Annotated in this window: 23 protein-coding genes; 6 read left to right on the top strand and 17 right to left on the bottom strand. The window is 70.7% G+C overall.

Annotated elements, in window-relative coordinates; translation table 11 throughout:
• Positions 1-62: 62 nt before the first annotated feature.
• The 3 genes from ACFW5B_RS30600 to ACFW5B_RS30590 form a co-directional block, all read right to left on the bottom strand.
• Positions 63-206: an SCO1431 family membrane protein gene (locus tag ACFW5B_RS30600; protein WP_386446682.1), complete on the bottom strand. Its 144-nt coding sequence runs from the start codon at positions 204-206 to the stop codon at positions 63-65.
• A gap of 152 nt (positions 207-358) precedes the next feature.
• Positions 359-1,090, bottom strand: a complete 732-nt coding sequence (gene rph, locus ACFW5B_RS30595) for a ribonuclease PH (RefSeq protein WP_386446679.1) — start codon at positions 1,088-1,090, stop codon at positions 359-361.
• Positions 1,091-1,177: 87 nt separating this feature from the next.
• Positions 1,178-1,411 carry a glucose PTS transporter subunit EIIB gene (locus ACFW5B_RS30590; RefSeq protein ID WP_018091307.1) on the bottom strand — a complete coding sequence of 78 codons (234 nt, stop codon included), beginning with the start codon at positions 1,409-1,411 and terminating at the stop codon, positions 1,178-1,180.
• Positions 1,412-1,649: 238 nt separating this feature from the next.
• Between ACFW5B_RS30590 and ACFW5B_RS30585 the strand changes: the two genes are divergently transcribed.
• Positions 1,650-2,960 carry a PTS transporter subunit EIIC gene (locus ACFW5B_RS30585; RefSeq protein ID WP_386446676.1) on the top strand — a complete coding sequence of 437 codons (1,311 nt, stop codon included), beginning with the start codon at positions 1,650-1,652 and terminating at the stop codon, positions 2,958-2,960.
• 295 nt (positions 2,961-3,255) lie between these two features.
• The gene (locus tag ACFW5B_RS30580) at positions 3,256-4,521 is read left to right on the top strand and encodes a PTS transporter subunit EIIC (RefSeq protein WP_386446673.1); all 1,266 of its coding nucleotides are present in this window, start codon (positions 3,256-3,258) and stop codon (positions 4,519-4,521) included.
• Here ACFW5B_RS30580 and ACFW5B_RS30575 read toward each other — a convergent pair.
• The 9 genes from ACFW5B_RS30575 to clpS form a co-directional block, all read right to left on the bottom strand.
• On the bottom strand, positions 4,422-5,261 hold the full coding sequence (locus ACFW5B_RS30575) for a cysteine peptidase family C39 domain-containing protein (protein WP_386446670.1): 840 nt from the start codon (positions 5,259-5,261) through the stop codon (positions 4,422-4,424). The genes ACFW5B_RS30580 and ACFW5B_RS30575 overlap by 100 nt on opposite strands.
• 522 nt (positions 5,262-5,783) lie before the next feature.
• Positions 5,784-6,536: an MBL fold metallo-hydrolase gene (locus tag ACFW5B_RS30570; protein ID WP_386446667.1), complete on the bottom strand. Its 753-nt coding sequence runs from the start codon at positions 6,534-6,536 to the stop codon at positions 5,784-5,786.
• Positions 6,537-6,861: 325 nt separating this feature from the next.
• Complete coding sequence (locus ACFW5B_RS30565) at positions 6,862-7,812, bottom strand: PLP-dependent cysteine synthase family protein (RefSeq protein ID WP_386446665.1); 951 nt, start codon at positions 7,810-7,812, stop codon at positions 6,862-6,864.
• Positions 7,812-8,144 (bottom strand): MoaD/ThiS family protein, encoded by a 333-nt coding sequence (locus ACFW5B_RS30560; protein ID WP_386446663.1) that lies wholly within the window; start codon positions 8,142-8,144, stop codon positions 7,812-7,814. The genes ACFW5B_RS30565 and ACFW5B_RS30560 overlap by 1 nt, the downstream gene beginning before the upstream one ends.
• Before the next feature lie 131 nt (positions 8,145-8,275).
• Positions 8,276-8,455 carry a putative leader peptide gene (locus tag ACFW5B_RS30555; RefSeq protein ID WP_386446661.1) on the bottom strand — a complete coding sequence of 60 codons (180 nt, stop codon included), beginning with the start codon at positions 8,453-8,455 and terminating at the stop codon, positions 8,276-8,278.
• 84 nt (positions 8,456-8,539) lie between these two features.
• Entirely contained in the window at positions 8,540-8,965 is a 426-nt protein-coding gene (locus ACFW5B_RS30550) for a Mov34/MPN/PAD-1 family protein (RefSeq protein ID WP_386446659.1), read from the bottom strand.
• A gap of 101 nt (positions 8,966-9,066) precedes the next feature.
• A complete protein-coding gene (locus ACFW5B_RS30545) occupies positions 9,067-10,527 on the bottom strand; it encodes an amino acid permease (RefSeq protein ID WP_386446656.1) in 1,461 nt (486 codons plus the stop codon).
• 320 nt (positions 10,528-10,847) lie between these two features.
• Positions 10,848-11,441 (bottom strand): DUF2017 domain-containing protein, encoded by a 594-nt coding sequence (locus ACFW5B_RS30540; RefSeq protein ID WP_386446652.1) that lies wholly within the window; start codon positions 11,439-11,441, stop codon positions 10,848-10,850.
• On the bottom strand, positions 11,438-11,791 hold the full coding sequence (gene clpS / locus ACFW5B_RS30535; protein WP_386446649.1) for an ATP-dependent Clp protease adapter ClpS: 354 nt from the start codon (positions 11,789-11,791) through the stop codon (positions 11,438-11,440). Before clpS ends, ACFW5B_RS30540 begins: the two co-directional genes overlap by 4 nt.
• Positions 11,792-11,943: 152 nt before the next feature.
• On the opposite strand from clpS, the gene ACFW5B_RS30530 reads away from it, so the two are divergent.
• Together ACFW5B_RS30530 and ACFW5B_RS30525 are read left to right on the top strand one after the other, a co-directional pair.
• Complete coding sequence (locus ACFW5B_RS30530; protein WP_386446646.1) at positions 11,944-13,272, top strand: nicotinate phosphoribosyltransferase; 1,329 nt, start codon at positions 11,944-11,946, stop codon at positions 13,270-13,272.
• A 163-nt stretch (positions 13,273-13,435) separates the two neighbouring features.
• The gene (locus ACFW5B_RS30525) at positions 13,436-14,032 is read left to right on the top strand and encodes an isochorismatase family protein (RefSeq protein WP_386446643.1); all 597 of its coding nucleotides are present in this window, start codon (positions 13,436-13,438) and stop codon (positions 14,030-14,032) included.
• 8 nt (positions 14,033-14,040) lie between these two features.
• On the opposite strand, the gene ACFW5B_RS30520 is transcribed toward ACFW5B_RS30525, so the two are convergent.
• The gene (locus tag ACFW5B_RS30520) at positions 14,041-14,424 is read right to left on the bottom strand and encodes a hypothetical protein (RefSeq protein ID WP_386446640.1); all 384 of its coding nucleotides are present in this window, start codon (positions 14,422-14,424) and stop codon (positions 14,041-14,043) included.
• Between the two features lie 122 nt (positions 14,425-14,546).
• Positions 14,547-16,937, bottom strand: a complete 2,391-nt coding sequence (locus tag ACFW5B_RS30515) for an immune inhibitor A domain-containing protein (RefSeq protein ID WP_386446637.1) — start codon at positions 16,935-16,937, stop codon at positions 14,547-14,549.
• A gap of 395 nt (positions 16,938-17,332) precedes the next feature.
• Between ACFW5B_RS30515 and ACFW5B_RS30510 the strand changes: the two genes are divergently transcribed.
• Positions 17,333-17,704: a hypothetical protein gene (locus ACFW5B_RS30510; RefSeq protein WP_386446635.1), complete on the top strand. Its 372-nt coding sequence runs from the start codon at positions 17,333-17,335 to the stop codon at positions 17,702-17,704.
• Here ACFW5B_RS30510 and ACFW5B_RS30505 read toward each other — a convergent pair.
• Entirely contained in the window at positions 17,696-18,487 is a 792-nt protein-coding gene (locus tag ACFW5B_RS30505) for an RDD family protein (protein WP_386446632.1), read from the bottom strand. The genes ACFW5B_RS30510 and ACFW5B_RS30505 overlap by 9 nt on opposite strands.
• A gap of 92 nt (positions 18,488-18,579) precedes the next feature.
• Positions 18,580-20,109 (bottom strand): RDD family protein, encoded by a 1,530-nt coding sequence (locus ACFW5B_RS30500; protein ID WP_386446629.1) that lies wholly within the window; start codon positions 20,107-20,109, stop codon positions 18,580-18,582.
• Positions 20,110-20,346: 237 nt separating this feature from the next.
• Between ACFW5B_RS30500 and ACFW5B_RS30495 the strand changes: the two genes are divergently transcribed.
• Positions 20,347-20,823, top strand: coding sequence for an SsgA family sporulation/cell division regulator (locus tag ACFW5B_RS30495; RefSeq protein ID WP_386446626.1), 477 nt, complete (start codon positions 20,347-20,349; stop codon positions 20,821-20,823).
• A 21-nt stretch (positions 20,824-20,844) separates the two neighbouring features.
• Here ACFW5B_RS30495 and ACFW5B_RS30490 read toward each other — a convergent pair whose 3' ends face one another.
• Positions 20,845-22,290 (bottom strand): dihydrolipoyl dehydrogenase family protein, encoded by a 1,446-nt coding sequence (locus tag ACFW5B_RS30490; RefSeq protein ID WP_386446623.1) that lies wholly within the window; start codon positions 22,288-22,290, stop codon positions 20,845-20,847.
• Positions 22,291-22,319: the final 29 nt, after the last annotated feature.

The raw sequence follows: 22,319 nt of genomic DNA, 5'->3' as shown, positions 1-22,319 counted from the left end.
GGCGGGGTGGTTTTGGTTGCCCGCGGCCCCTCAGGTCCCGCGTGGCGCGGCCGTCCGGTCCGTCAGAGGAGGCCGGTCCGGGTGAGCAGGACGGCGAGGACGACGACGAGGGTCCAGCCGAGGATGTGCTCCAGGAGCCGGGAGCCGTCCTCGGGCCCGCCGGTGCGGGTGCGGGCGCCGGGCGCGGTGGCAGCGTTCGTGGACATGGCTCCACAGTGCGGGTGCCGCGGTGGCTCTTCCAGAGGGGGCGGCCCCCGTGAGAAAAGGGTCACAGGGAGCGGCACAGGGGGAGGTTTCCGGGTCCTCCCCCTGTGGTGGTGGCGGTGTCACGCGGTGGTCGGCGGCGCGCTCGGGCCGGTCAGAGCGTGCGGGCCAGCGCCGCGCGCTGGGCGTCGTCGAGTTCGGCGCAGCCGGCGACGGCGAGGTCGAGGAGGGCGTTGAGCTCCTCGCGGGCGAAGGGTTCGGCCTCGGCGGTGCCCTGGACCTCGACGAAGCGGCCGTCGCCGGTGCAGACGACGTTCATGTCGGTCTCGGCGCGGACGTCTTCTTCGTAGCAGAGGTCGAGGAGGGGGGTGCCGTCGACGATGCCGACGCTGACGGCGGAGACGGTGCCGGTGAGCGGCTTGCGGCCGTGCTTGATGAGCTTCTTGGACTGGGCCCAGGTGATGGCGTCGGCGAGGGCGACGTAGGCGCCGGTGATGGCGGCGGTGCGGGTGCCGCCGTCGGCCTGGAGGACGTCGCAGTCCAGGACGATGGTGTTCTCGCCGAGGGCCTTGTAGTCGATGACGGCGCGCAGCGAGCGGCCGATGAGGCGGCTGATCTCGTGGGTGCGGCCGCCGATCTTGCCGCGTACGGATTCCCGGTCGCCGCGGGTGTTGGTGGAGCGGGGCAGCATCGAGTACTCGGCGGTGACCCAGCCTTCGCCGGTGCCCTTGCGCCAGCGCGGGACGCCTTCGGTGACGGAGGCGGTGCAGAAGACTTTGGTGTCGCCGAAGGAGATGAGGACGGAGCCTTCGGCGTGCTTGCTCCAGCCGCGTTCGATGGTGACCGGGCGGAGCTGTTCGGGGGTGCGGCCGTCGATGCGAGACATGGCGTAGACCCTATCGGGAACGGCGAGGGCCCCACTCCGGGCGGTGGGCGTCCGGGGCGGGGCCTTCGGGAGTGACCGGGGGTCAGCTCACATCATGTCTTCGATCTCGGCGGCGATGGGGTCGGCGTCGGTGCCGATGACGACCTGGATCGCGGTGCCCATCTTGACGACGCCGTGGGCGCCGGCGGCCTTGAGGGCGGCCTCGTCGACGAGCGAGGAGTCGACGACCTCGGTGCGGAGGCGGGTGATGCAGCCTTCGACCTCCTCGATGTTGTCGAGTCCGCCGAGCCCGGCGACGATCTTCTCAGCCTTGCTGGCCATGTCCACTCCTGCTTGTCTCGGCCGCCGGCGGTGCCGCCGTGCGGTTTTCACACCGTAACGCACGTTCAGCCCAACTATGTGGGCGTTTGTCCGCTGTCTGACGAAGGATGGCGATCACCGGAGTGCGCATGGACGGCAGGCGGAACGGCCGCGGTGCGCACCCCGAAAGTGGTCTACACCACCAGTATGCGGCACACACCAGGTCGGTTGTCGACGGGCCGACGCCGGGAGGACAGCGATGAGTTCGAACGCAGCGGCGGCACCGCGGAGGAGCTGGGCGTCGAACCTCTTCCAGGGTCTGCAGAAGATGGGGCGCAGTCTGCAGCTGCCGATTGCCGTTCTGCCCGCCGCGGGCATTCTCAACCGTCTCGGCCAGCCGGATGTGTTCGGCGCGGACGGGCTGGGCTGGGACGCGGTCGGCAAGGTCTTCGCGGCCGCGGGCGGTGCGCTGCTGGATTCGGGGCTCGGTCTGCCGCTGCTGTTCTGTATCGGTGTGGCGATCGGGATGGCGAAGAAGTCGGACGGGTCGACGGCGCTGGCGGCGGTGGCCGGCTTCCTCGTCTACTTCTCGGTGCTGCACGCGTTCCCGTCGGGCTGCGCCGCGGGCCAGACGTACACACAGGCGGGTCTGTGGAACGGCGTCTGCGTGGACAAGGACGACACGGTGACCCAGGCCGCCTTCCAGAATCCGGGGGTGTTCGGCGGCATCGTCATGGGCTTTCTGTCCGCCTGGCTCTGGCAGCGCTTCCACCGGGTGAAGCTGGTGGACTGGCTGGGGTTCTTCAACGGCCGCCGACTGGTCCCGATCATCATGGCCTTCGTCGGGCTGCTCTTCGCGGTGCTGTCGCTGTTCGTCTGGCAGCCGATCGGGGACGCGCTGACGACGTTCAGCGAGTGGCTGTCGGGGCTGGGGGCGTGGGGGGCCGGGGTCTTCGGCGTCGCCAACCGCGCGCTGCTGGTGGTGGGCCTGCACCAGTTCCTGAACACCTTCGTCTGGTTCCAGTTCGGCAGCTTCACCAAGCCGGACGGCACGATCGTGCACGGTGACATCAACCGGTTCCTGGCGGGCGATCCGGATGCCGGGCAGTTCACCACCGGGTTCTTCCCGATCATGATGTTCGCGCTGCCCGCGGCGGCGCTGGCGATCGCGCACTGCGCCAAGCCGCACCGCCGCAAGGAGATCGCGGGCATGATGCTGTCCGTCGGCCTGACGTCGTTCGTGACGGGTGTGACCGAGCCGATCGAGTACTCGTTCCTGTTCGTCGCGCCGGTGCTGTACGTGCTGCACGCGGTGCTGACGGGTGTGTCGATGGCGGTGAGCTGGGCGCTGGGCGTGCACGACAGCTTCAGCTTCTCGGCGGGGCTGATCGACTACGTCATCAACTGGGGGCTGGCGACCAAGCCCTGGCTGATCATTCCCATCGGCGTGTGTTTCGCGGTGGTCTACTACGCCCTCTTCCGCTTCCTGATCACCAAGTTCAACCTGTCGACGCCCGGCCGCGAGCCGGATGAGGTGGGGGACGCGATGGAGCGGGAGAACGTGAAGTAGGACCCCCGGGGCACCGCCGGGACACCGCCGGACACATCGCCGGACACACCGCCGGAAGTGGCCGCACATGGGCCGCCGCTCGGCCTGGTGTGACGCGCGCGCCGGCCCCCGCGCCCTGCGCCCCGGGGGCCGGTTGCCATGTGGTCCACACCACTTGGAAGAATGAATTCCTTTGGATTCCTTTATGTCGGGACTACGTGCTAAGAATGGTCTAAACCACTAGTGGTTTAGACCAAGGTGCAGACCAAGCGCGGGCCGTCCCCCTTCGAGCGCCCGCCTCACCAGGAGGAATCCGATGAGTTCGGCCACCGCTACGGCGGCTCCCGACAAGCAGGGTCGCGGCTCCCGCGCCATGGCAGTGGCCCAACGCATCGGCCGCAGTCTGATGCTGCCGATCGCCACGCTTCCCGCGGCGGCGCTGATGGTGCGGCTCGGCCAGCCGGACATGCTCGGCCGGGAGTCGTTGCCCGCCTTCCTGAACAAGATCGCCGAGTTCATGGCGGCCGGCGGCGGCGCGCTGCTCGACAACATGCCGATGCTCTTCGCCGTGGGCATCGCGATCGGCTTCGCCAAGAAGTCCGACGGATCCACGGGTCTGGCCGCGGTCGTCGGCTACCTGGTCTTCAAGCAGGTGCTGGGCACCTTCAAGGACGCCAACCTGCCCACGGTCCAGGAGGTCGTCGACGGCAAGATAGCCGATGTCGCCCCGCCGGTGGACGCCGGTGTGCTGGGCGGCGTCGTGATGGGTGTCGTGGTCGCGCTGCTCTACCAGCGCTACAGCCGCAAGAAGCTGCCCGACTGGCTCGGCTTCTTCGGCGGGCGCCGCCTGGTGCCGATCCTCTCCGCCTTCGCGGGTCTCGTCATCGGCATCGTCTTCGGCTACATCTGGCCCGTGGTCGGGGCCGGGCTGCACAGCTTCGGTGCCTGGCTCGTCGGCTCGGGCGCGGTGGGGGCCGGCATCTTCGGCGTCGCCAACCGTGCGCTGATCCCGGTTGGCATGCACCACCTGCTCAACTCCTTCCCGTGGTTCCAGGCCGGTGACTACGAGGGCAAGCACGGCGACATCGCCCGCTTCCTGGCTCACGACCCCTCGGCCGGACAGTTCATGACCGGCTTCTTCCCGATCATGATGTTCGCGCTCCCGGCCGCCTGCCTGGCGATCGTGCACTGCGCCCGCCCTGAGCGCCGGAAGGTCGTCGGCGGCATGATGCTCTCGCTCGCGCTTACCGCCTTCGTCACCGGCGTGACGGAGCCGATCGAGTTCACCTTCATGTTCATCGCCCCGGTGCTGTACGCGATCCACGCGGTGCTGACCGGCGTCTCCATGGCGCTGACCTGGGCCCTGGGTATGAAGGACGGCTTCGGCTTCTCGGCCGGCGCCATCGACTTCCTGCTCAACCTGGGCATCGCGACCAAGCCGTGGATGCTGGCGCTGGTGGGGCTCTGCTTCGGAGCGCTCTACTACGCGGTCTTCCGCTTCGCCATCGTCAAGTTCAACCTCCCGACGCCGGGCCGCGAACCCGACGAGGAACTCCCCGAGCCGGAGAAGAAGGCCAAGTAAGCCGGCCTCCCGAACGGTTCGGCGGCGGTCTCCCACCTGAACGGGCGGGAGGCCGCCGCCTCTTTCCGGGGGCCGGTGAGCGCTGAAGCCGATGGGCTCCGCCGGATGGCCTCCGCCTGGAGGGCTCTGACCGAACGGACGGCCGGCGCGTGCCGCCTGCGCGAACCGCCATGGCCCTTGACGGCAATGAGCAGGACCGCGGTGACGGCGGTTATCAGGCCCGTGACCAGCAGACTGCGTTTACGTTCTGCGGCGATCTGCCATACAACGCTGTTCCTGCGGGCGTGCTGGAGCGTACTGCGGATCGTGAGCTTCCGCTGGGGCGTATCGGTCACCAGCACTTCGCCGTTGAACCATTCGGCGAAGCGCTCCAGGCTTACGACGGCCGGCCGGTAGCGCACGGGGTCGCTGACGATCAACTGCCCATCGCTGCGCACCTCATGTACGACAACAAAATGAAGAAGGCCTTCCTCCTTCATCACGGCGATGGCAGGACCAGATTTCCGGACAGCGGTACGCAACTCTCCGGGCGACACCCTCAGCAGGAGCGGTTCGACGCCATACCCCGCCAGAACGTCTCGCAGCCGAAGCAGGGAGGCACCTCCATGACCGAGGCCGGCAGACTCACGCAACGTGGCCGTATCGACCACCACCCCATGCCGGTTGAGCACCATACGCATACAGGCGGGGCCGCAGTCGGTCTCGCCCTCCTGATGCGCGTGGTAGCGCTGCCACTTCATGGGGTCCTGCTCCTTCGGGAGGGTGAGTTTCCCTCATCGGCGCCCTGCCCCTGCCCGCCGAGCGGAAAGCAGGGGTTCTGTCGAATCCTGGCGCGTCGGGCCGCCGGATCGACGGACCGGTAGCCCGGTTCCTGATGGTGGGGTGGACCGGCCGACCGCCAGGCCGCGAGGGCGGTGCGGAGCCGGCTCGACTTCACGTACGCACAACGGGGGGTGCTGGTCGCAGCCCGGGAGAAGGGGCTGCTCAAAGCGCGGGCCGGGCCCGTACGGCGGCGTCGCACGTGTGCTGCCGTCGGCCCGCGCCCAGTGCCGGCCAGAAATCTTGTTGGAGACGATGCATCCATGCCGACACGGAGAGGGCACCGTCCCCCAGGCCGTCGGAGGCTGCGGCCTGCGCAGGTTCCGCTACGGGCCCTGGTGGAGACAGCCTCCGGTATCAGCTCACCGGAGCCGCGACGTACGAGATCCCCCCCGGGACGGGACGAGTCCCCCGGGGGGCTCGTCCCGTCCCGGGGGGCGCGCTCACACCTCGTAGACCGCGCCCGCCTTGGCGGCCTCGACCGGGCCGTCGTAGACCTTCTGGGCGTCGCGGATGCTGATGTCCGGGTCGGTCCACGGCGGGATGTGGGTCAGGACCAGGCGCCCCACGCCGGCCCGGCGGGCGCTCTCACCGGCTTCCCGGCCGTTGAGGTGCAGATCGGGGATGTCTTCCTTGCCGTACGTGAAGGACGCCTCGCAGAGGAAGAGGTCGGCGCCCTCGGCGAGGGACTCCAGTGCCGGGCAGGGGCCGGTGTCGCCGGAGTACGTGAGGGTCCGGCCGCCGTGCTCGATGCGGAAGCCGAAGGCCTCGACCGGGTGGCTGACGTGTTCCGTACGGATGGTGAACGGGCCGATGGTGAAGGTGCCGGGCGCCAGGGTGCGGAAGTCGAAGACCTCACTCATCGCGTTGTCGTGCGGCACATCGGCGTGTGCGACGGTCAGCCGCCGCTCGGTGCCGGCCGGCCCGTACACCGGCATCGGCGCGCAACGCCCGCCGTCCGGGCGGTAGTAGCGGACGACGAAATAGCCGCACAAATCGATGCAGTGGTCCGCATGCAGATGCGACAGGAGTACGGCATCCAGGTCATAGAGGCCGATGTGGCGCTGCAGCTCGCCCAGGGCGCCGTTGCCCATGTCGAGGAGCAGCCTGAAGCCGTCGGCCTCCAGGAGGTAGCTCGAGCAGGCCGATTCCATCGAAGGGAACGACCCGGAGCATCCGACGACAGTGAGCTTCATACGGGCGTGAACCTCCGTGGGCGGGGGCGGCGGTCTGGGGGCCTCCCCTGCTCGAACGCAGTTGGAGCGCGGGGAAGGGTCCGTACGGGGTTCCCGGCGGGGCCCTGCCGGGGTGGTGCCGGGTCCTTGACGGTCTGTGCGGTGCCCACGAGCGTAAGCCGCAAAAGGTCCGGTGGTGCCTCCAGCGGGGCGAGCTGTGGGCGGAATCACCAGTCTGGGCTGTCGCCCCGTACGCCCGTACGCAGTGCCCGGACCCGTCCCGTAAGGGTGCCGCGCCCCGCCGCCCGCGGAGCGCCCCCGGACCGCGCCGGGGGCGTCCCCGCCGCTATGCCCAGAGCTGGCCGTGCAGCGTGGCGATCGCGGCCTCGGTGGACTCGGCCGTGTAGACGCCGGTGGAGAGGTACTTCCAGCCGCCGTCGGCGACGACGAAGACGATGTCGGCGGTCTCCCCGGCCTTGACCGCCTTCCTGGCGACGCCGATCGCGGCGTGCAGTGCCGCGCCGGTGGAGACACCCGCGAAAATGCCTTCCTCCGCGAGGAGTTCACGGGTGCGGCGGACCGCGTCCTCGGAGCCGACCGAGAAGCGGGTGGTGAGCACGGACTCGTCGTAGAGCTCGGGGATGAAGCCCTCGTCGAGGTTGCGCAGCCCGTAGACGACGTCGTCGTAGCGGGGTTCGGCGGCGACGATCTGGACGCCGGGGACCTGCTCGCGCAGATAGCGGCCGACGCCCATCAGCGTGCCGGTGGTGCCCAGACCGGCGACGAAATGGGTGACGGAGGGCAGGTCGGCGAGGATCTCGGGGCCGGTGGTGGCGTAGTGCGCACCGGCGTTGTCGGGGTTCCCGTACTGGTAGAGCATCACCCAGTCGGGGTGCTCGGCGGACAGCTCCTTGGCGACCCTGACGGCGGTGTTGGAGCCGCCCGCGGCGGGCGAGGAGATGATCTCCGCGCCCCACATGGCGAGCAGCTCACGCCGCTCGGAAGAGGTGTTCTCCGGCATCACGCACACGATGCGGTAGCCCTTGAGCTTGGCCGCCATGGCGAGCGAGATACCGGTGTTGCCGCTGGTCGGCTCCAGGATGGTGCAGCCGGGGGTGAGCCGGCCGTCCTTCTCGGCCTGCTCGATCATGTGCAGCGCGGGACGGTCCTTGACCGAGCCCGTGGGGTTGCGGTCCTCCAGCTTCGCCCAGATACGGACGTCATCGGAGGGCGAGAGGCGCGGGAGGCGGACGAGAGGGGTGTTCCCGACCGCCGCCAGCGGGGAGTCGTAACGCATCAGCGCATGCCCCCCGCCCGCCACCCGACCACCGCCCCTGCCGGACGGGGCTGCGCCCCGGCACCTCCTGCCACGGCCGGGAGGATCGTCACGTTGTCGCCGTCGGCGAGCTTGGTGGAGATGCCCTCCAGGAAGCGCACGTCCTCGTCGTTGAGGTAGACGTTCACGAAGCGGCGCAGCTGCTCGCCGTCGACCAGGCGCTCGCGGATACCGGCGTGCCGGCTCTCCAGGTCGGTGAAGAGGTCGGCGAGGGTGTCTCCGCTGCCCTCGACGGCCTTCTGGCCGTCGGTGTAGGTGCGCAGGATGGTCGGGATTCGGACCTCGATGGCCATGAGGGTGCTCCTGTGGGAGTGCGGTGGCGGATGCGATGCGTCCCGGGTGCACGGGGTCGGCAGGCCGGGAGGGCGTCGGGTGACGCGGGAGGTGCGGGGGTCGCGCGGGAGGTGCGCCCGTACGGGCCGGGTCAGGCGCCGGCGCAGCGCGGACAGATCGCGCTGGAGAGGCGGCACAGATCCACGTGCAGCCGGGCGGCTCCGCAGCCGAACGCGCCGAGCAGCGCGGATGCGGAGCGACGCGTGGCGAGCGGAGCGAGCAGCAGCATGCCCGGTCCCTTCTTGTTCTCGCTCACGTCGTGGTCAACCATGCGGTCATCGTAGCGATTCCCGGTCCGGGTATTGGAACCTTGTCCCATGATGCGGACGACTGGTGTACGCCAGGTGGGACGCGCTCAGGAGTACGCCGCCACGACCTCGATCTCTTCCTCCGTGACCTCGCCGTCGACGATGCGGAACGAGCGGAACTGGAAGGGCCCGGCGTCGTCGGTGTCGGCGGTGGAGACCAGGACATAGTGGGCACCGGGCTCGTTCGCGTAGGAGAGGTCGGTGCGGGAGGGGTAGGCCTCGGTGGCGGTGTGCGAGTGGTAGATGATCACCGGCTCCTCGTCCCGGTCGTCCATCTCGCGGTAGAGCTTGAGCAGGTCGGAGGAGTCGAATTCGTAGAACGTGGGCGAGCGGGCGGCGTTCAGCATCGGAATGAACCGCTCCGGGCGGCCACTGCCTGCCGGGCCCGCGACCACGCCACACGCCTCGTCGGGGTGGTCCTGGCGGGCGTGCTCGACGATCTGGTCGAAGAGGGCCTTGGTGAGGGTCAGCATGGCGCCAAGAATAGCCAGCGGGCCGGTACGTACCGAAGAGTGGTACGTACCGGCCCGCATACTGGACAGCCTGGCCGTCCGGGGGTCCTCCGGGGGCCGCCTCAGCCCTTGGTGTCCTTGGCGGCGGCCTCCTGCGGCGCCGCGACGGCCGCCAGGCTCGCCGCGTCCCGCCGCTGGATGCAGAGGTAGCCGACGCCCAGGATGAGCGCCCACACGGGAGCCGCGTAGAGCGAGATCCGGGCGTCCTTGTCGGCGCCCATCATCACGATCACCATGCCGATGAAGGCCAGCGCGAAGACCGAGGTGAAGGGGGAGCCGGGGGCCTTGAACTCGGACTGCGGCAGCTCGCCGCGGTTCGCCTTGGCGCGGTAGCGCAGCTGCGAGGCCAGGATGACGATCCACGCCCACATACCGGAGATGGTGGCGAAGGAGACGACGTAGTTGAACGCCTCGCCGGGCCACTGGTAGTTGATGTAGACGCCGAACAGCATCATGCCGACCGAGACGCCGGTGCCCCAGGTGGGCAGTCCGTTCTTGCTGAGCTTGGTGAAGAACTTCGGGCCCTGTCCGTTGAGCGCGAGGTCGCGCAGCATCCGGCCGGTGGAGTACATCCCGGAGTTCGCCGAGGAGAGCGCGGCGGTCAGCACGACGAAGTTGACGATGCCGGCGCCGGCCGGCAGGCCGATCTGCTGGAAGGCGGCGACGAACGGGCTGACGCCCGGCTTGAACGCGGTCCAGCTGACGACGGACAGGATGATGATCAGCGCACCGATGTAGAAGAGGCCGATCCGCCACGGCACGGTGTTGATCGCCTTGGGCAGCACCTTCTTGGGATCGGTCGCCTCGCCCGCGGTGACGCCGACCAGCTCGACGGCGAGGAAGGCGAACATCACGATCTGCAGCGTCATCAGCGTGCCGCCGATGCCCTTGGGGAAGAAGCCCCCGTCGGACCAGAGGAGGGTGAAGGAGGCGGTGTCACCGGCGTCGGAGAAGCCGAGGGTGATCACACCGAGGCCGATCAGGATCATGCCGATGATCGCGGTGACCTTGACCATCGAGAACCAGAATTCCAGCTCACCGAAGATCTTCACGGAGATCAGGTTGATACCGAAGAGCGCGCACGTGAAGACGAGCGCCGAGGCCCACTGCGGTATGTCCTTGTTCCAGTACTGCACATAGGTGGCGGCGGCGGTCACTTCGGTGATGCCGGTGACGACCCAGAACAGCCAGTACGTCCAGCCGGTCACGAAGCCGATGAACGGGCCGAGGAATTCGCGTCCGTACTCCGAGAAGGAGCCGGAGACGGGCCGGTACATGAGCAGTTCGCCCAGGGCCCGCATGATGAAGAAGATGACGAGACCGACGATGGCGTAGGCGAGGACGATGCTCGGCCCGGCCATCGAGATCGCCTTGCCGGCCCCGAGGAACAGACCGGTGCCGATGGCGCCGCCGATGGCGATCATCTGGATCTGACGGTTCCCCAGACCCCGCTGGTAGCCCTCTTCGGACTCCGTCCCAGCCCCGTTGCCGTCGTGCTGCTTGTCGACCTGCACAGAGGTCATGTGTGGTGCGCCTTTCTCCATTCCGACCCGGTCTGTCCGGATCGGGTCCCGATCCCCCCGGATGGAGTTCCTGCACGCCGACGGTCGGCCGGCTAGCGCTCCCGCAGCGACAGGGGTGGCGTCGCTCACGGCAGGTCGTGAACATTTAACACGCGCCATCGAAGATCGACTAGAGATGGCGTGAACCGAACCACAAGGAAAACGGGACAAGTTCCGCGAATAACCGCAGAACGCGGCGCGGCGGTGATGCGATCGTTATCCGGATTTGAGCGTCCGCTGAGCGAACACTTGAAGAATTTCCGGAGCGGTACGCCCGTATTTCAGCCCATCAGTGACTCGACGAGAGTCTCCTGAAGTCCGCCGAGCCAGAGGTACGCCATCACCATCGGCTTGCGGGGATCGCTGTCCGGCAGCCCCAGCAGCTCGCCGCCGTCCTCTTCATCGGTGACTTCAAGCCGCGTCCCGATGGCCAGCCTGAGGTCATTGAGGGCCCCCAGCCACTGCCGGCACTCGGCGGGCTTCAGCCGCAGCTCCGCACTGCCACCCTCGGGCGCCAGGGTGTCCAGCGCACGGATCAGCGCGAGGGCGTCCTCGCGCTTGCGGGCGCGCAGATCGTTCTCGGTGTAGCGGCGGAATTCGGCGGAGGCGGCGCGGACGTCGTCGTCGGGGACGAGGTCGGGCCCGCCGTAGGCGTCGGGGAAGAACCGGGCCAGGACGGGGTCGGCGGGCGGCTCGCTGGGGCCGTCGCTGAAGACCGACGCCAGCAGATCGTCGCTCTCGCTCTCCCCGGCCTCCTCGCCCGGACCGATCAGCTCCATCAGCTGGACGGCGAGGCTGCGCAGAATGGAGATCTCGACCTCGTCGAGCGGGACGGCGGCACCGCCGTCGGGCAGCGGCGCGAAGTGCCCGCTCATCGGCGGTCCTGCTGGAGCGTCGCCCACAGGCCGTAGCCGTGCATGGCCTGCACGTCGCGTTCCATTTCCTCGCGGCTGCCGCTGGAGACCACGGCGCGGCCCTTGTGATGGACGTCGAGCATCAACTGGTGCGCCTTGTCCTTGGAGTAGCCGAAGTACGTCTGGAAGACATAGGAGACGTAGCTCATGAGATTGACGGGGTCGTTGTGGACGATCGTGACCCACGGGACGTCGGGTTCGGGGACCTCGAAGGGAGCCTCGCTCGACTCGGGACGTTCGATCTCGACCGGGACACTGAGCGTGCAGCGATGCGGCCGGAGCGTGGTCGTGGGTGACGGGTGGGCGCTCACAGGCCCCATGCTGCCACCCGGGGCCCGGCGACGCACAAATGCCTCTCGCGCGGGCCGCGTCGGCGAGCCGCGCGGTGCGGCCTGCGGGCGCGTCGCGGACCGCCCGACCCACTATCGTCAAAGTGACGAGTAAGGGGGGTAGCATCTCCCCCATGAACACAGCAGACCTGGGGCTGCCGGTGGCCGTGCCGTCGACTGCGCTCTTCACCGACCAGTACGAACTCACCATGCTGCAGGCCGCGTTGCGCTCCGGCACCGCGGACCGGCGCTCCGTCTTCGAGGTCTTCACCCGCCGCCTCCCCGAGGGCCGCCGCTACGGCGTGGTGTGCGGCACCGGCCGGGTCCTGGACGCGGTGGAGAACTTCCGCTTCGACGCGACCATCCTCGGCTTCCTGCGCGAGCGCGGCATCCTCGACGAGGCGACCCTGGAGTGGCTGGCCGACTTCCGCTTCCGCGGCGACATCTGGGGCTACCCGGAGGGCGAGGTCTACTTTCCCGGCTCCCCCGTCATGCGGGTCGAGGGCACCTTCGCCGAGGCGGTGCTCCTGGAGACGGTGATCCTTTCGATCCTCAACCACGACTCCGCGGTGGCCGCGGCGGCCTCCCGGATGGCGGTGGCGGCCGGCGACCGCCCGCTGATGGAGATGGGCGCCCGCCGCACCCACGAGCTGGCGGCGGTGGCCGCGTCCCGCGCCGCGTACGTCGGCGGCTTCCACTCCACCTCCGACCTGGCCGCCGGCTTCCGCTACCACATCCCCACCGTCGGCACCAGCGCCCACGCCTTCACCCTGCTGCACGACTCCGAGCGGGACGCCTTCACCGCGCAGGTCGACACCCTCGGCGGCGGGACCACCCTGCTCGTGGACACCTTCGACGTCACCGAGGCGGTGCGCACCGCCGTGGAGGTGGCCGGCCCGGGGCTCGGTGCCGTACGGATCGACTCCGGTGATCTGCTGCTGATCGCCCACCGGGTGCGGGCGCAGCTGGACGAGCTGGGCGCCGAGAAGACCAAGATCGTGGTCACCAGCGATCTGGACGAGTACGCCATCGCCTCGCTGGCCGCCGCCCCGGTGGACGCGTACGGCGTCGGTACCCAGCTGGTGACCGGCAGCGGGCACCCGACCTGCTCGATGGTCTACAAGCTGGTCGCCCGCGCCGACAGCGAGGAGCCCGGCGCACCGCTGCGGCCGGTCGCGAAGAAGTCGATGGGCGCCAAGACGTCGCACGGCGGCCGCAAGTGGGCCGCGCGCCGGCCGGACGCGGACGGCGTCGCCGAGGCCGAGGTCATCGGTACCGGGCCGGTCCCCGCCGAGCTGGCCGGCCGGCAGCTGCTGGTGCCGCTGGTGAGCGCCGGCCGGGTGGTGGCCCGCGAGCCGCTGGACGCCGCCCGCGACCGGCACATCGCGGCCCGCGCCGCGCTGCCGCTGTCGGCGACCCAGCTCTCCCGGGGCGAGCCCGTCCTGCCCACCGAGTACGTGTGACCTCGTACGTCTGACCGGGGGCGCGGGACACCGGGCGGAGGCCGCCCGGCGTCCCGCGCCGTACCGGGCTCCGCCCCACTCCCGCAATCCCCGTCCAGTGGCTACCCTCGGTCACACCACCGCTCGCGCCCCACTCCCGATCCCCAGCCGGAAGGCACGCACCATGCACCGGGCATTGATCGTCGTTGATGTGCAGAACGACTTCTGCGAGGGCGGCAGCCTCGCGGTGGCGGGAGGTGCGGATGTCGCGGCGGCCATCACCGATCTGGTGGGCCAGGCGGCCGGCAGCTGCTACCGCTACGTCGTGGCCACCCGGGACCACCACATCGACCCGGGCGATCACTTCTCCGCCACCCCGGACTACGAGCACTCCTGGCCGGTGCACTGTGTCGCCGGCACGGAGGGCAGCGGTTTCCACCCCAATTTCGCCCCGGCGCTCGCCTCCGGCGCCATCGACGCCGTCTTCGACAAGGGGGCCCACACCGCCGCGTACAGCGGTTTCGAGGGCACGGACGAGAACGGCACCCCGCTGGCGGACTGGCTGCACGCCCACTCCGTCAGCGAGGTCGACGTGGTCGGCCTCGCCACCGACCACTGCGTACGCGCCACCGCCCTGGACGCGCTCGGCGCCGGGCTGCGCACCCATGTCCTGCTGGACCTGACCGCCGGGGTGGCCGCGCACAGCACCGAGCGGGCACTGGAGGAGCTGCGCGCGGCGGGCGCCGAGCTGACCGGCAAGCCGGTCCTGATCGGCGGCTGACGGCCCCGTCAGGCGGCCGGGCGCTCACCCCCTCGGGCCGGGGCCTGCTCCGCCGGGCGGGCCGGCTGGGGCCGCAGCAGGGCCCGTATCGGGTGCCACGACTCGGTGTCGTCGTCCGGGGCCTCGCGCCAGACCAGGCCGTCGGGATGGTGCAGGACGGCCGTGATCTCGTCGGGTGTGGGCGGCTCGGTGTTGCCGCGCAGGTAGACGGAGCGCAGACCGAGGTTGCGCAGCCTGGTCAGGGCGCGCTGGCGGTTCACGGCATGGACCAGGACCCGGACCCGGCAGCCGCAGTCGTACGGGCCGGACCGCGCGCCGTGCGGCGGCCTGGGCAGTGAGAGGGCGACCACCACGCTTCCGCCTGGAAGCCTGATGAATCCACCACCGGACATCGTCATATCTCCCCCGTGAGACTTCTCGTCAACAAGGAACTGTAGAACGCATCTAAACGCGAATCGGCCGCCGCCCGCTAGGGGGCGGCGGCCGAACCGCGTATGACCTGCGAATTTACCTTTTACTTACCGGCAGAGCCGATCCGCAGCAGCACCGTGGAGCCGTCCCGGGCCTCCTTGGTGATCTTGATTCGGGTGTTGGTGTCAGGAACGATCACACCGCCGGTCGGGTTCGACGTGTCGTAGTAGACGCCGTGCCGGTCGTCGAAGAGCGTCACGCCCTTCTTCGAGGCGATCTTCACCTGCTTGCCGTCACGGTGCAGCGTGAGGGCGTCGGTCCGGAAGCGGGTGAAGGTCGAGTCGTAGGACTGGAAGCGGTTGCGCATCAGCTTGCCGTCCGCCCAGTGCTCGGCCTTCGGGTGCGCGTCGACCGGCAGGATCAGCCCGTGGCCCGGGTGCTGGCCGACGTTGTTGTCCGCCTGCGAGGTGTCCCACAGCCAGATCAGCACACCGTTCTGGTACGGGAAATGCTCCACCCAGTCCGGCTTGGTCGAGGTCCAGCCGAAGTTGTACGGGCCCACCTTGAGGGTCTTGTCGTACGACACGTACTGGCGGTTCTCGGCGAGGTAGTACTGCGGGTAGTCCTTGGTGAAGGACGCGCCGACGCGCGAGAAGCCCTTGCTCGTCCAGCCGTTGTCGTCGCCCTCGGCGTTGTCGGTGAACAGCGCCTTGCCGTCGGCGACGACGCTGACCGCGTCGGCCGCGAAGCCCTTCTGGGCCGCGCCGCCGTCGGTCTGGTAGCGGAAGCGCAGGTCGATCTTCTTGCCCGCGTAGGCGTCCAGCGGGTAGGCGAGGTCCTGGTAGGCGGCGACGGTGCCGGTCAGGGCGGGCTTGTCGCTGCCGTCGCGCGGGATGGCCTTGCCGCCCGCGGTGCCGTCCAGGGCCGTCCAGTTGGCGCCGCCGTCGGTGGAGACCTCGGCGTAGAGGTAGTCGTAGTCCTTCTCGATGTCCCACCAGCCCTTGAGGGTCAGCGACGCCTTGGCCTTGCCGGTGAGGTCCACCGGGCGGGACAGGGTGTTCTTGAGGTCGTCACCCATGCCGCTCCACCACTGCTTGGAGCCTTCCGCGGGCTTCACGATCTCGGTCTTGACCGCCTTGGCCGGCAGTTCGACGACCACCGCCTGCTTGTTCCTGGTGTTGTACTCGGCGACGCCCAGGGTGTGGGTGGACTTCTTCGCGGCCTTCGCCTTGCCGTAGTTGAGCCAGCCCAGCTGGAGCTTGTCCCAGGCGCTCATGTCGCCGGGCAGGTCGCCGATGCTGTCCTTGCCGGTGCCGAGCCAGGAGCCGCCCGACATCAGCGACCAGAAGTCCACCGAGGACTCACCGGTGCCGCTGGTGTCGTACTCGTCCGGCAGGCCCAGGTCGTGGCCGTACTCGTGGGCGAAGACGCCGAGGCCGCCGTTCTCCGGCTGCATGGTGTAGTCGCCGACCCAGAAGCCGGTGTCGCCGATCTGGGTGCCGCCCGCCCGGTTGTCGCCGGGACCGGTCTTGCCGTTGTCGGTGCCGTACGCGTACCAGCGGTGCGCCCAGATGGCGTTGGTCTTCTGGACACCGCCGCCCGCGGACTCGTCCTCACCGGCGTGCACGATCTGGAAGTGGTCGAGGTAGCCGTCGGGCTCGTTGAAGTTGCCGTCGCCGTCGTGGTCGTAGCGGTCCCACCGGTCGTACTTGGCGAGGTCGGTCTTGATCTGCGCGTCGGTGCGGCCGGCCGCCTTCTGGTTCCTGGCCCACTGGTTGACGCCGTCGCGGATCAGGTCCCAGGCGCTGGCGCAGTTGGTCTGGCCGCAGTAGTTGGAGCCGTAGCGGGCCTCGTTCCAGTCGACCCGGACCCAGTCGGAGACCTCGCCCTCGACCGAGTAACGGCCCGAGGACTGCTTCTCGTAGTACTTGGCCAGCGACTGCTTCTTCTTGTCGTGCGAGAAGTAGAGGTCCTGGAAGTGCTTGCGGTTGAAGTCCTTCTGCCAGGCCGTGCTGTTGTCCTTGGCACGGTCCGGCCGGCCTATCGCGTTGTGCGCCGGGCCGGGGTCACCGCCGTACTTCTTCACCGGCGGCTTGGGGCCGTCGCCGTCCGGGTCGAACATCGTGGTGTCGTCGACCTTGTCGCCGAAGTCCACGAGGATGGTGAAGATCCGGTCGGTCTTCTGCCGGGCCAGCTCGACGTACTTGTGCTTGCCGAGCTGGACGACCTGGGAACCGTTCCGCTCGGTCGCCTTGGCGTCGCCCGCGATGACCTGCTGGAGTGCTTCCTTGCGCTCGGCCGCCTCCCGCTTGCTGAACGGGCCCTTGAGGTCGTGGTTCACGGCCCGCTCGGGAGCCGGGTCCTGATGCCTGGCGACCGGTGACGGCCCCTGCGCATCGGCCGTCGCCACCCCCGAAGACAAAGCGGCCGCCCCGATCGCGGCAATTGCCGTGGCCAGGGCGGCCGGTCTGAACACCCCTCTGTTAGCTCTCACTTGGCGCTGTCCTCCCCATCGAACCGGTCACTGTTCGAGGGCATTCGACCGGAAGTACGATGAAAAAGACAGATCTTGACTTGGGCACGTCAGCGAAGTACGTTTCTCGGTCCGCGAGTTGCGGCTATCGGACAGCGGGCGGCCGCGCCCTGCCGGGCAGTCCGAAATCCCGGCCGACGCCGGCGTATATGCCCGCCGGGCATGCGCCCCCGTCCCAGCAGCCAGGACGTCATGCCGTCCGGGCAGGCGTGGCGGTGTTGTGCGCCCCCTGTGCCCCGAACCGTGGGTTAGGTCACGCTTACCCGGCGTTCCCCGCGGGCATTTTGGACCGTAGGCTCCATTCCCGGCGCGCCCTGACCAAGCCCCCTGCCGACCCTCCGAGGACGGATCCCGCCATGCCTCGTCCGACCGCCGCACAGCTCGCCTACGGTTCGGCCACCGTCTTTTTCTCGACCCTCGCGATGCTCCTGCTCTCCCAGACGGAGACCGGCATCGGGGTCGCGGTCATCGCCATCGCCGGGCTCGGGCTCGGGCTGCTGGTCGCCATGACGGTCCCGATGCCCCGGGTGTCGCGGGTGGTCCGCCGGCATGTCGTACGGACCGAGTCGCCCGCCGCGCCCGGCACTTCGGCGGTTCCCGCGGCTGTTCCGTCGGCCGTTCCGGCCCCGGACGGGCGGGCCCGGCCCACGGGTACGCCGCAGCCCGCCGCCTGGCGCGGTGTCACCGCCGGTGCCGGTGAGGCCCGGATCGGCGAGCACTCACGCTGAACCGGTCGCCGGCCCCGTCTCCGTGGACACCACGACCGTCTTCGCGGCCTTGTCGTGCAGACACTGCTGATACGGCTTGTCCCAGGTACACCACAAGACGTTGATCAGCCAGAAAATGAAACCGCAGCAGGGCACGATCTCGGGCAGCGAGTAGACCGCGGCCCGGACCCAGCCCGGCTGGCCGTGCGGGATCGAACCGTCCGCGAGCATCGCCACCCGGATCTTCATCGCCATCTTGCCGACGGTCTGGCCCCGGCTGCTGAGCATCAGCCCCTCGTAGACCAGATACACCAGCAGGGTGATGCCCGAGACCGTCGACTGGCGGCCGGCCTGGTCGCCGTCGGTGCTGAAGTAGTCCACCCCGCCGACGATCGCGGTCATGATCAGCCAGACCGGCACCCCGACGATGATCGCGTCGATGATGCGCGCCACGAGGCGGCGGCCGCGGTTGGCCAGCGGCGGCATCCCGGCCAGCGGATCGGCCGCGCCGTACTGCCCGCCGTAGGGATCACCGGCGTACGGGGCGCCGTACGGACCGCCGGCCGGGGGCGGTTGGGTGCCACCGGGCGGCGGCGTACCCCCGGGGGGCGGCCCGCCGCCTTCCGCGCCGCCCCAGCCCCCGCCCCCCGTACCGCCGCCGTGCGGGGCGTGGTTACGGGGCGCGCCGTTGTCCCGGGGAGCGTGGTTGCGGGGAGCGTCGCCCGCCGGGGGCTCCTGCGGCTTCTGGAACGGGTCGTTCTCCGGCGACTCACCGGGGCCGGGCCGGGGCTGGTCGGTACTCATGGCCCGAGTCGACCGCTTGTCGTGGCCCGCCGCATCCGGCGAGGTCCGTTCGGGGGAACGGATACCGCCGCCGCGGTACGCCCGCGGCGGGGTCAGCCGGACGCGACGAAGGTCCGGGCCAGCTTGTCGTGCCAGCACTGGCGCCACGGCCGGTCGAACAGGCACCAGACGACGTTCAGCACACCGACGGCGAGGACGCCGAGCACGCTGTACAGGAACCAGCGCTTGAGCGCGGCACCGAGGGTCGGGGTGTCATGGCTCTCGATGTCGAGGACCCGTACCCCGCACAGCTTCTTGCCCAGGGTGCGGCCCCACTTGAGGGTCGGCAGCGCCTCGTAGAGCGCACCGCCGAGCAGCAGCACGGCCAGGATGGTGGCGAAGACCGGGGTGGTGGTGCCGTCGAGCAGATAGACCGTCACCTGGCGGCCGGACTGCTTGGCCGCCTCGACCTTGGCGTCGAGGTGGTCGGTGACCGTGCCCCACATGGGGACGGCGACCGCGGCGGTGAGCGCGCCCAGCACCAGGGTGTCGATCAGCCGGGCCGCGAACCGGCGGCCGAGGCCGGCCGGGTGGCCCTGGGCGGCCTGTGCCATGGCCGCGAAGGGGTCGGCGGCGGCCGGCGGCTTCCAGGGCGTGACGCCTTCGGCGCCGTCGCCCTGCGGACCGGGCCGGGCCGGTGCGGCACCGCCCTGCGGCGGGAGTCCGGCCGCGGCGGCGGACGCCTGCGGGGCGGGCTGCTGCGGGGCCGCGCTCCGGGGGGACGGGGCCGGCTGAACCGGAGTCTGCGGGGCCGGGGGCTGCTGGACGGGGGCCTGCGGGGCCGGAGCCTGCTGAGCGGGAGCCTGTGGGGCCGGGGCCTGCGGAGCCGGCTGCTGAGCGGCCGGCGGCGACTGTGCGGCGCCGTCCTCGGGCGCGGCGGACGGACCGCGGCCGGCGCCCGCGACCCGGATCGCCATCGTCTCGTTGCCCTTGGCGGGCTTGCCGCCGTCGGGCCGTACCGCGCGGATCGCGGTGGTGCCCTGGTCGCCGGACTTCCCGCCGCGGCGGGCGGCCGGGTTCACGGCGCGGATGGCGACCGTCCCGTCGCCGGGGACCCCCGGCCGGGCGGCGCCGGGCGCCTCGGCGGCCTGGGCGTCGGCGCCCTGCTCCGCGCGCTGCGGCGGCACCGCGCCCCAGGAAGCGGCCCCCGACGGGCTGCCGGCGGGGGCCTGGTCCGGGGCGCCCCAGGAGACGGGCTCCCCGCCGAATCCGCTCTGCCGGGAGGCATCGGCCTGCCAGGCGGCGGCCGACTCGGGGCTGGTGCCGTGCAGCCGGGCCGGGTCGTCCCAGCTCGCCGCGGGCCGGGCGGCCGGCTCGCCGCTCTCGCCCACGGCGGGCACCGCGGAGCCGCCGGCCGCCTCCTCCTCGTCGAAGAAGACCGGGCCGGTCTCCTCGACGGCGGGGGCCGGGCCCGCGCCGGGCGGCGCGGCGGGCATCGCCTCGCCCTCGGCGGGGGCGGGCCGGCTGGTGCCCGGCACCCACGCGGCACCGTTCCAGTACCGGATGTAGCCGGGGATGGACGGGTCCGGGTAGAAGCCTGGCGTGGGGCTGCCGCCGGCGGATCCTGAGGTAGGGGCGCTCATATCCGAAGTCCCGTATCTGTACTCGGCCTGGTGGGTGTGCGGGTGCAGTCTGCCGCAACGCGGCGTCCACTATCTATCAGACCCCGGGTTCCCAGGTGCCCGAGCCCGCCGACGACCACCTGGAAGAGGCGCCGCAAAAAAGTTGTACGAAGTCGTGTAAGAGTCCGGCGGCAGGCCGCTCTCTCTGCGTGCGGGACCGTTTCGGGGGCCCGCAGGGAACGAAGAGAGGCGGACCCCATGCACACCGTGGTGGAACGAGAGCTGGAACTGGGCCTGGTGCTGTCGCCGGAGCACAGCGTGCCGGTGCCGGCCCGGCTGAGGTACCGGACCGATGACCCGTACGCCGTCCATGTCACCTTTCACATCGGTTCGGACTCCCCCGTCAGCTGGACGTTCGCCCGGGAGCTGCTGATCGAGGGGGTGTTCCGGCCGTGCGGCGACGGCGATGTGCGGGTGTGGCCGATGAAGGCGGGCGGGCGCAGCCTGGTCTGCATAACGCTGGACTCCCCGGACGGGCGGGCCCTGTTGGAGGCGCCGGCCGCGGCGGTCTCGGCCTGGCTGGAGCGCACCCTGCGGGTGGTGCCGCCGGGGACCGAGCACGGGCATCTGGGCCTCGACAAAGGGCTGAGCGCGCTGTTCGCGCTGGCGGCCGGGGACGAGCTGCGGCCGGGCGGCCCGCAGCCCGTGGACGATGCCCCGGAGCCCGGGGCGTAGCGGGTGCGGGACCGGGCCGCCTCAGCCCCGGTAGGCCTCCAGCAGCCGCAGCCACACCTCACTGATCGTGGGGTACGAGGGCACCGCGTGCCACAGCCGCTCGACGGGGACCTCGCCGGCCACCGCGACCGTCGCGGAGTGCAGCAGCTCGCCGACGCCGAAGCCGACGAAGGTGACGCCGAGCAGCACGTCGCGGTCCAGGTCGACGACCATCCGGGCGCGGCCGCGGTAGCCGTCCGCGTACAGGGACGCCCCGGCCACGGCGGCCAGGTCCTGGTCGACCACCCGGGTGCGGTAGCCGGCCTTCTCCGCCGCGGCGGCGGTCAGGCCCACCGAGGCGGCCTCCGGGTCGCTGAAGACGACCTGCGGGACGGCGCGGGTGTCCGCGGTGGCGGAGTGCGCGCCCCAGGGGTCGGTCTCCAGGATCGGGACGCCCCGGGCGCGCGCGGCGATCGCGGCCCCGGCGATCCTGGCCTGGTACTTGCCCTGGTGGGTGAGGAGGGCGCGGTGGTTGACGTCGCCGACGCCGTAGAGCCAGCCGCCGGTCACCCCCTTCACCCGGCAGCTGTCGTCGACGTCCAGCCAGGAGCCGGGCGGCAGTCCGACGGTTTCCAGGCCGATGTCCTCGGTGCGCGGGGCCCGGCCGGTGGCGATCAGGAGTTCATCGGCGACGATCTCGTCCCCGGAGTCCAGCAGCACGGTGACCGGGCCGCCGGGGGCCTCCCGGCGCACCTCGCGCACCTCGACCCCGCTCCGCAGCAGGACGCCGGCCTCGGCGAGCGACTCGGCGACGAGGTGCCCGGCGAACGGCTCCATGCGGGGCAGCAGCCCGTCGCCGCGGACCAGCAGGGTCACGGAGGCGCCCAGGGCCCGCCAGGCGGTGGCCATCTCGACGCCGACCACACCGCCGCCGACCACCACCAGCCGGCCCGGCACGCTCTTCGCGCTGGTCGCGTGGCGGCTGGTCCAGGGCCGGGCCTCGGCGAGCCCGGGGATGCCGGGCACCACCGCGCGGCTGCCGGTGCACACCGCGACCGCGTGCCGTGCGGTGAGCACCCGCCCGCCGTCGACGACCACTCGCCGCGGCCCGGCGAGCCGTCCCTGGCCGCGCACCAGGTCGATCCCGGCCGAGTCCAGCCAGCGGACCTGTCCGTCGTCCTTCCAGTAGGAGGTGAAGGAGTCGCGGCGGGCGAGTACCGCGGGCGCGTCCAGGGGGGCGTCCGCGGCGTCGTCGAGGCCGGCCACCCGGCGGGCCTCGGAGCGGGCGGTGACCGGGCGCAGCAGGGCCTTGCTGGGCATGCACGCCCAGTAGGAGCATTCGCCGCCGACGAGTTCGCTCTCCACGAGCACCGCGCTCAGTCCGGCGGCATGCGCCCGGTCGGCGAGGTTCTCACCGGTCGGCCCCGCGCCCAGCACGATGACGTCATACGCCTCATCAGCGGCATTGGTGGCTTCGGTGGCGGCCATCGGCTCTCGCTTCCTGCGTGGGCATGAGG

Origin of the sequence: Streptomyces sp. NPDC058773 (assembly GCF_042746015.1) — a bacterium.
In the GTDB taxonomy this organism is placed as follows: Bacteria; Actinomycetota; Actinomycetes; order Streptomycetales; family Streptomycetaceae; genus Streptomyces.
This window is presented reverse-complemented; position numbering and strand designations above follow the sequence as displayed.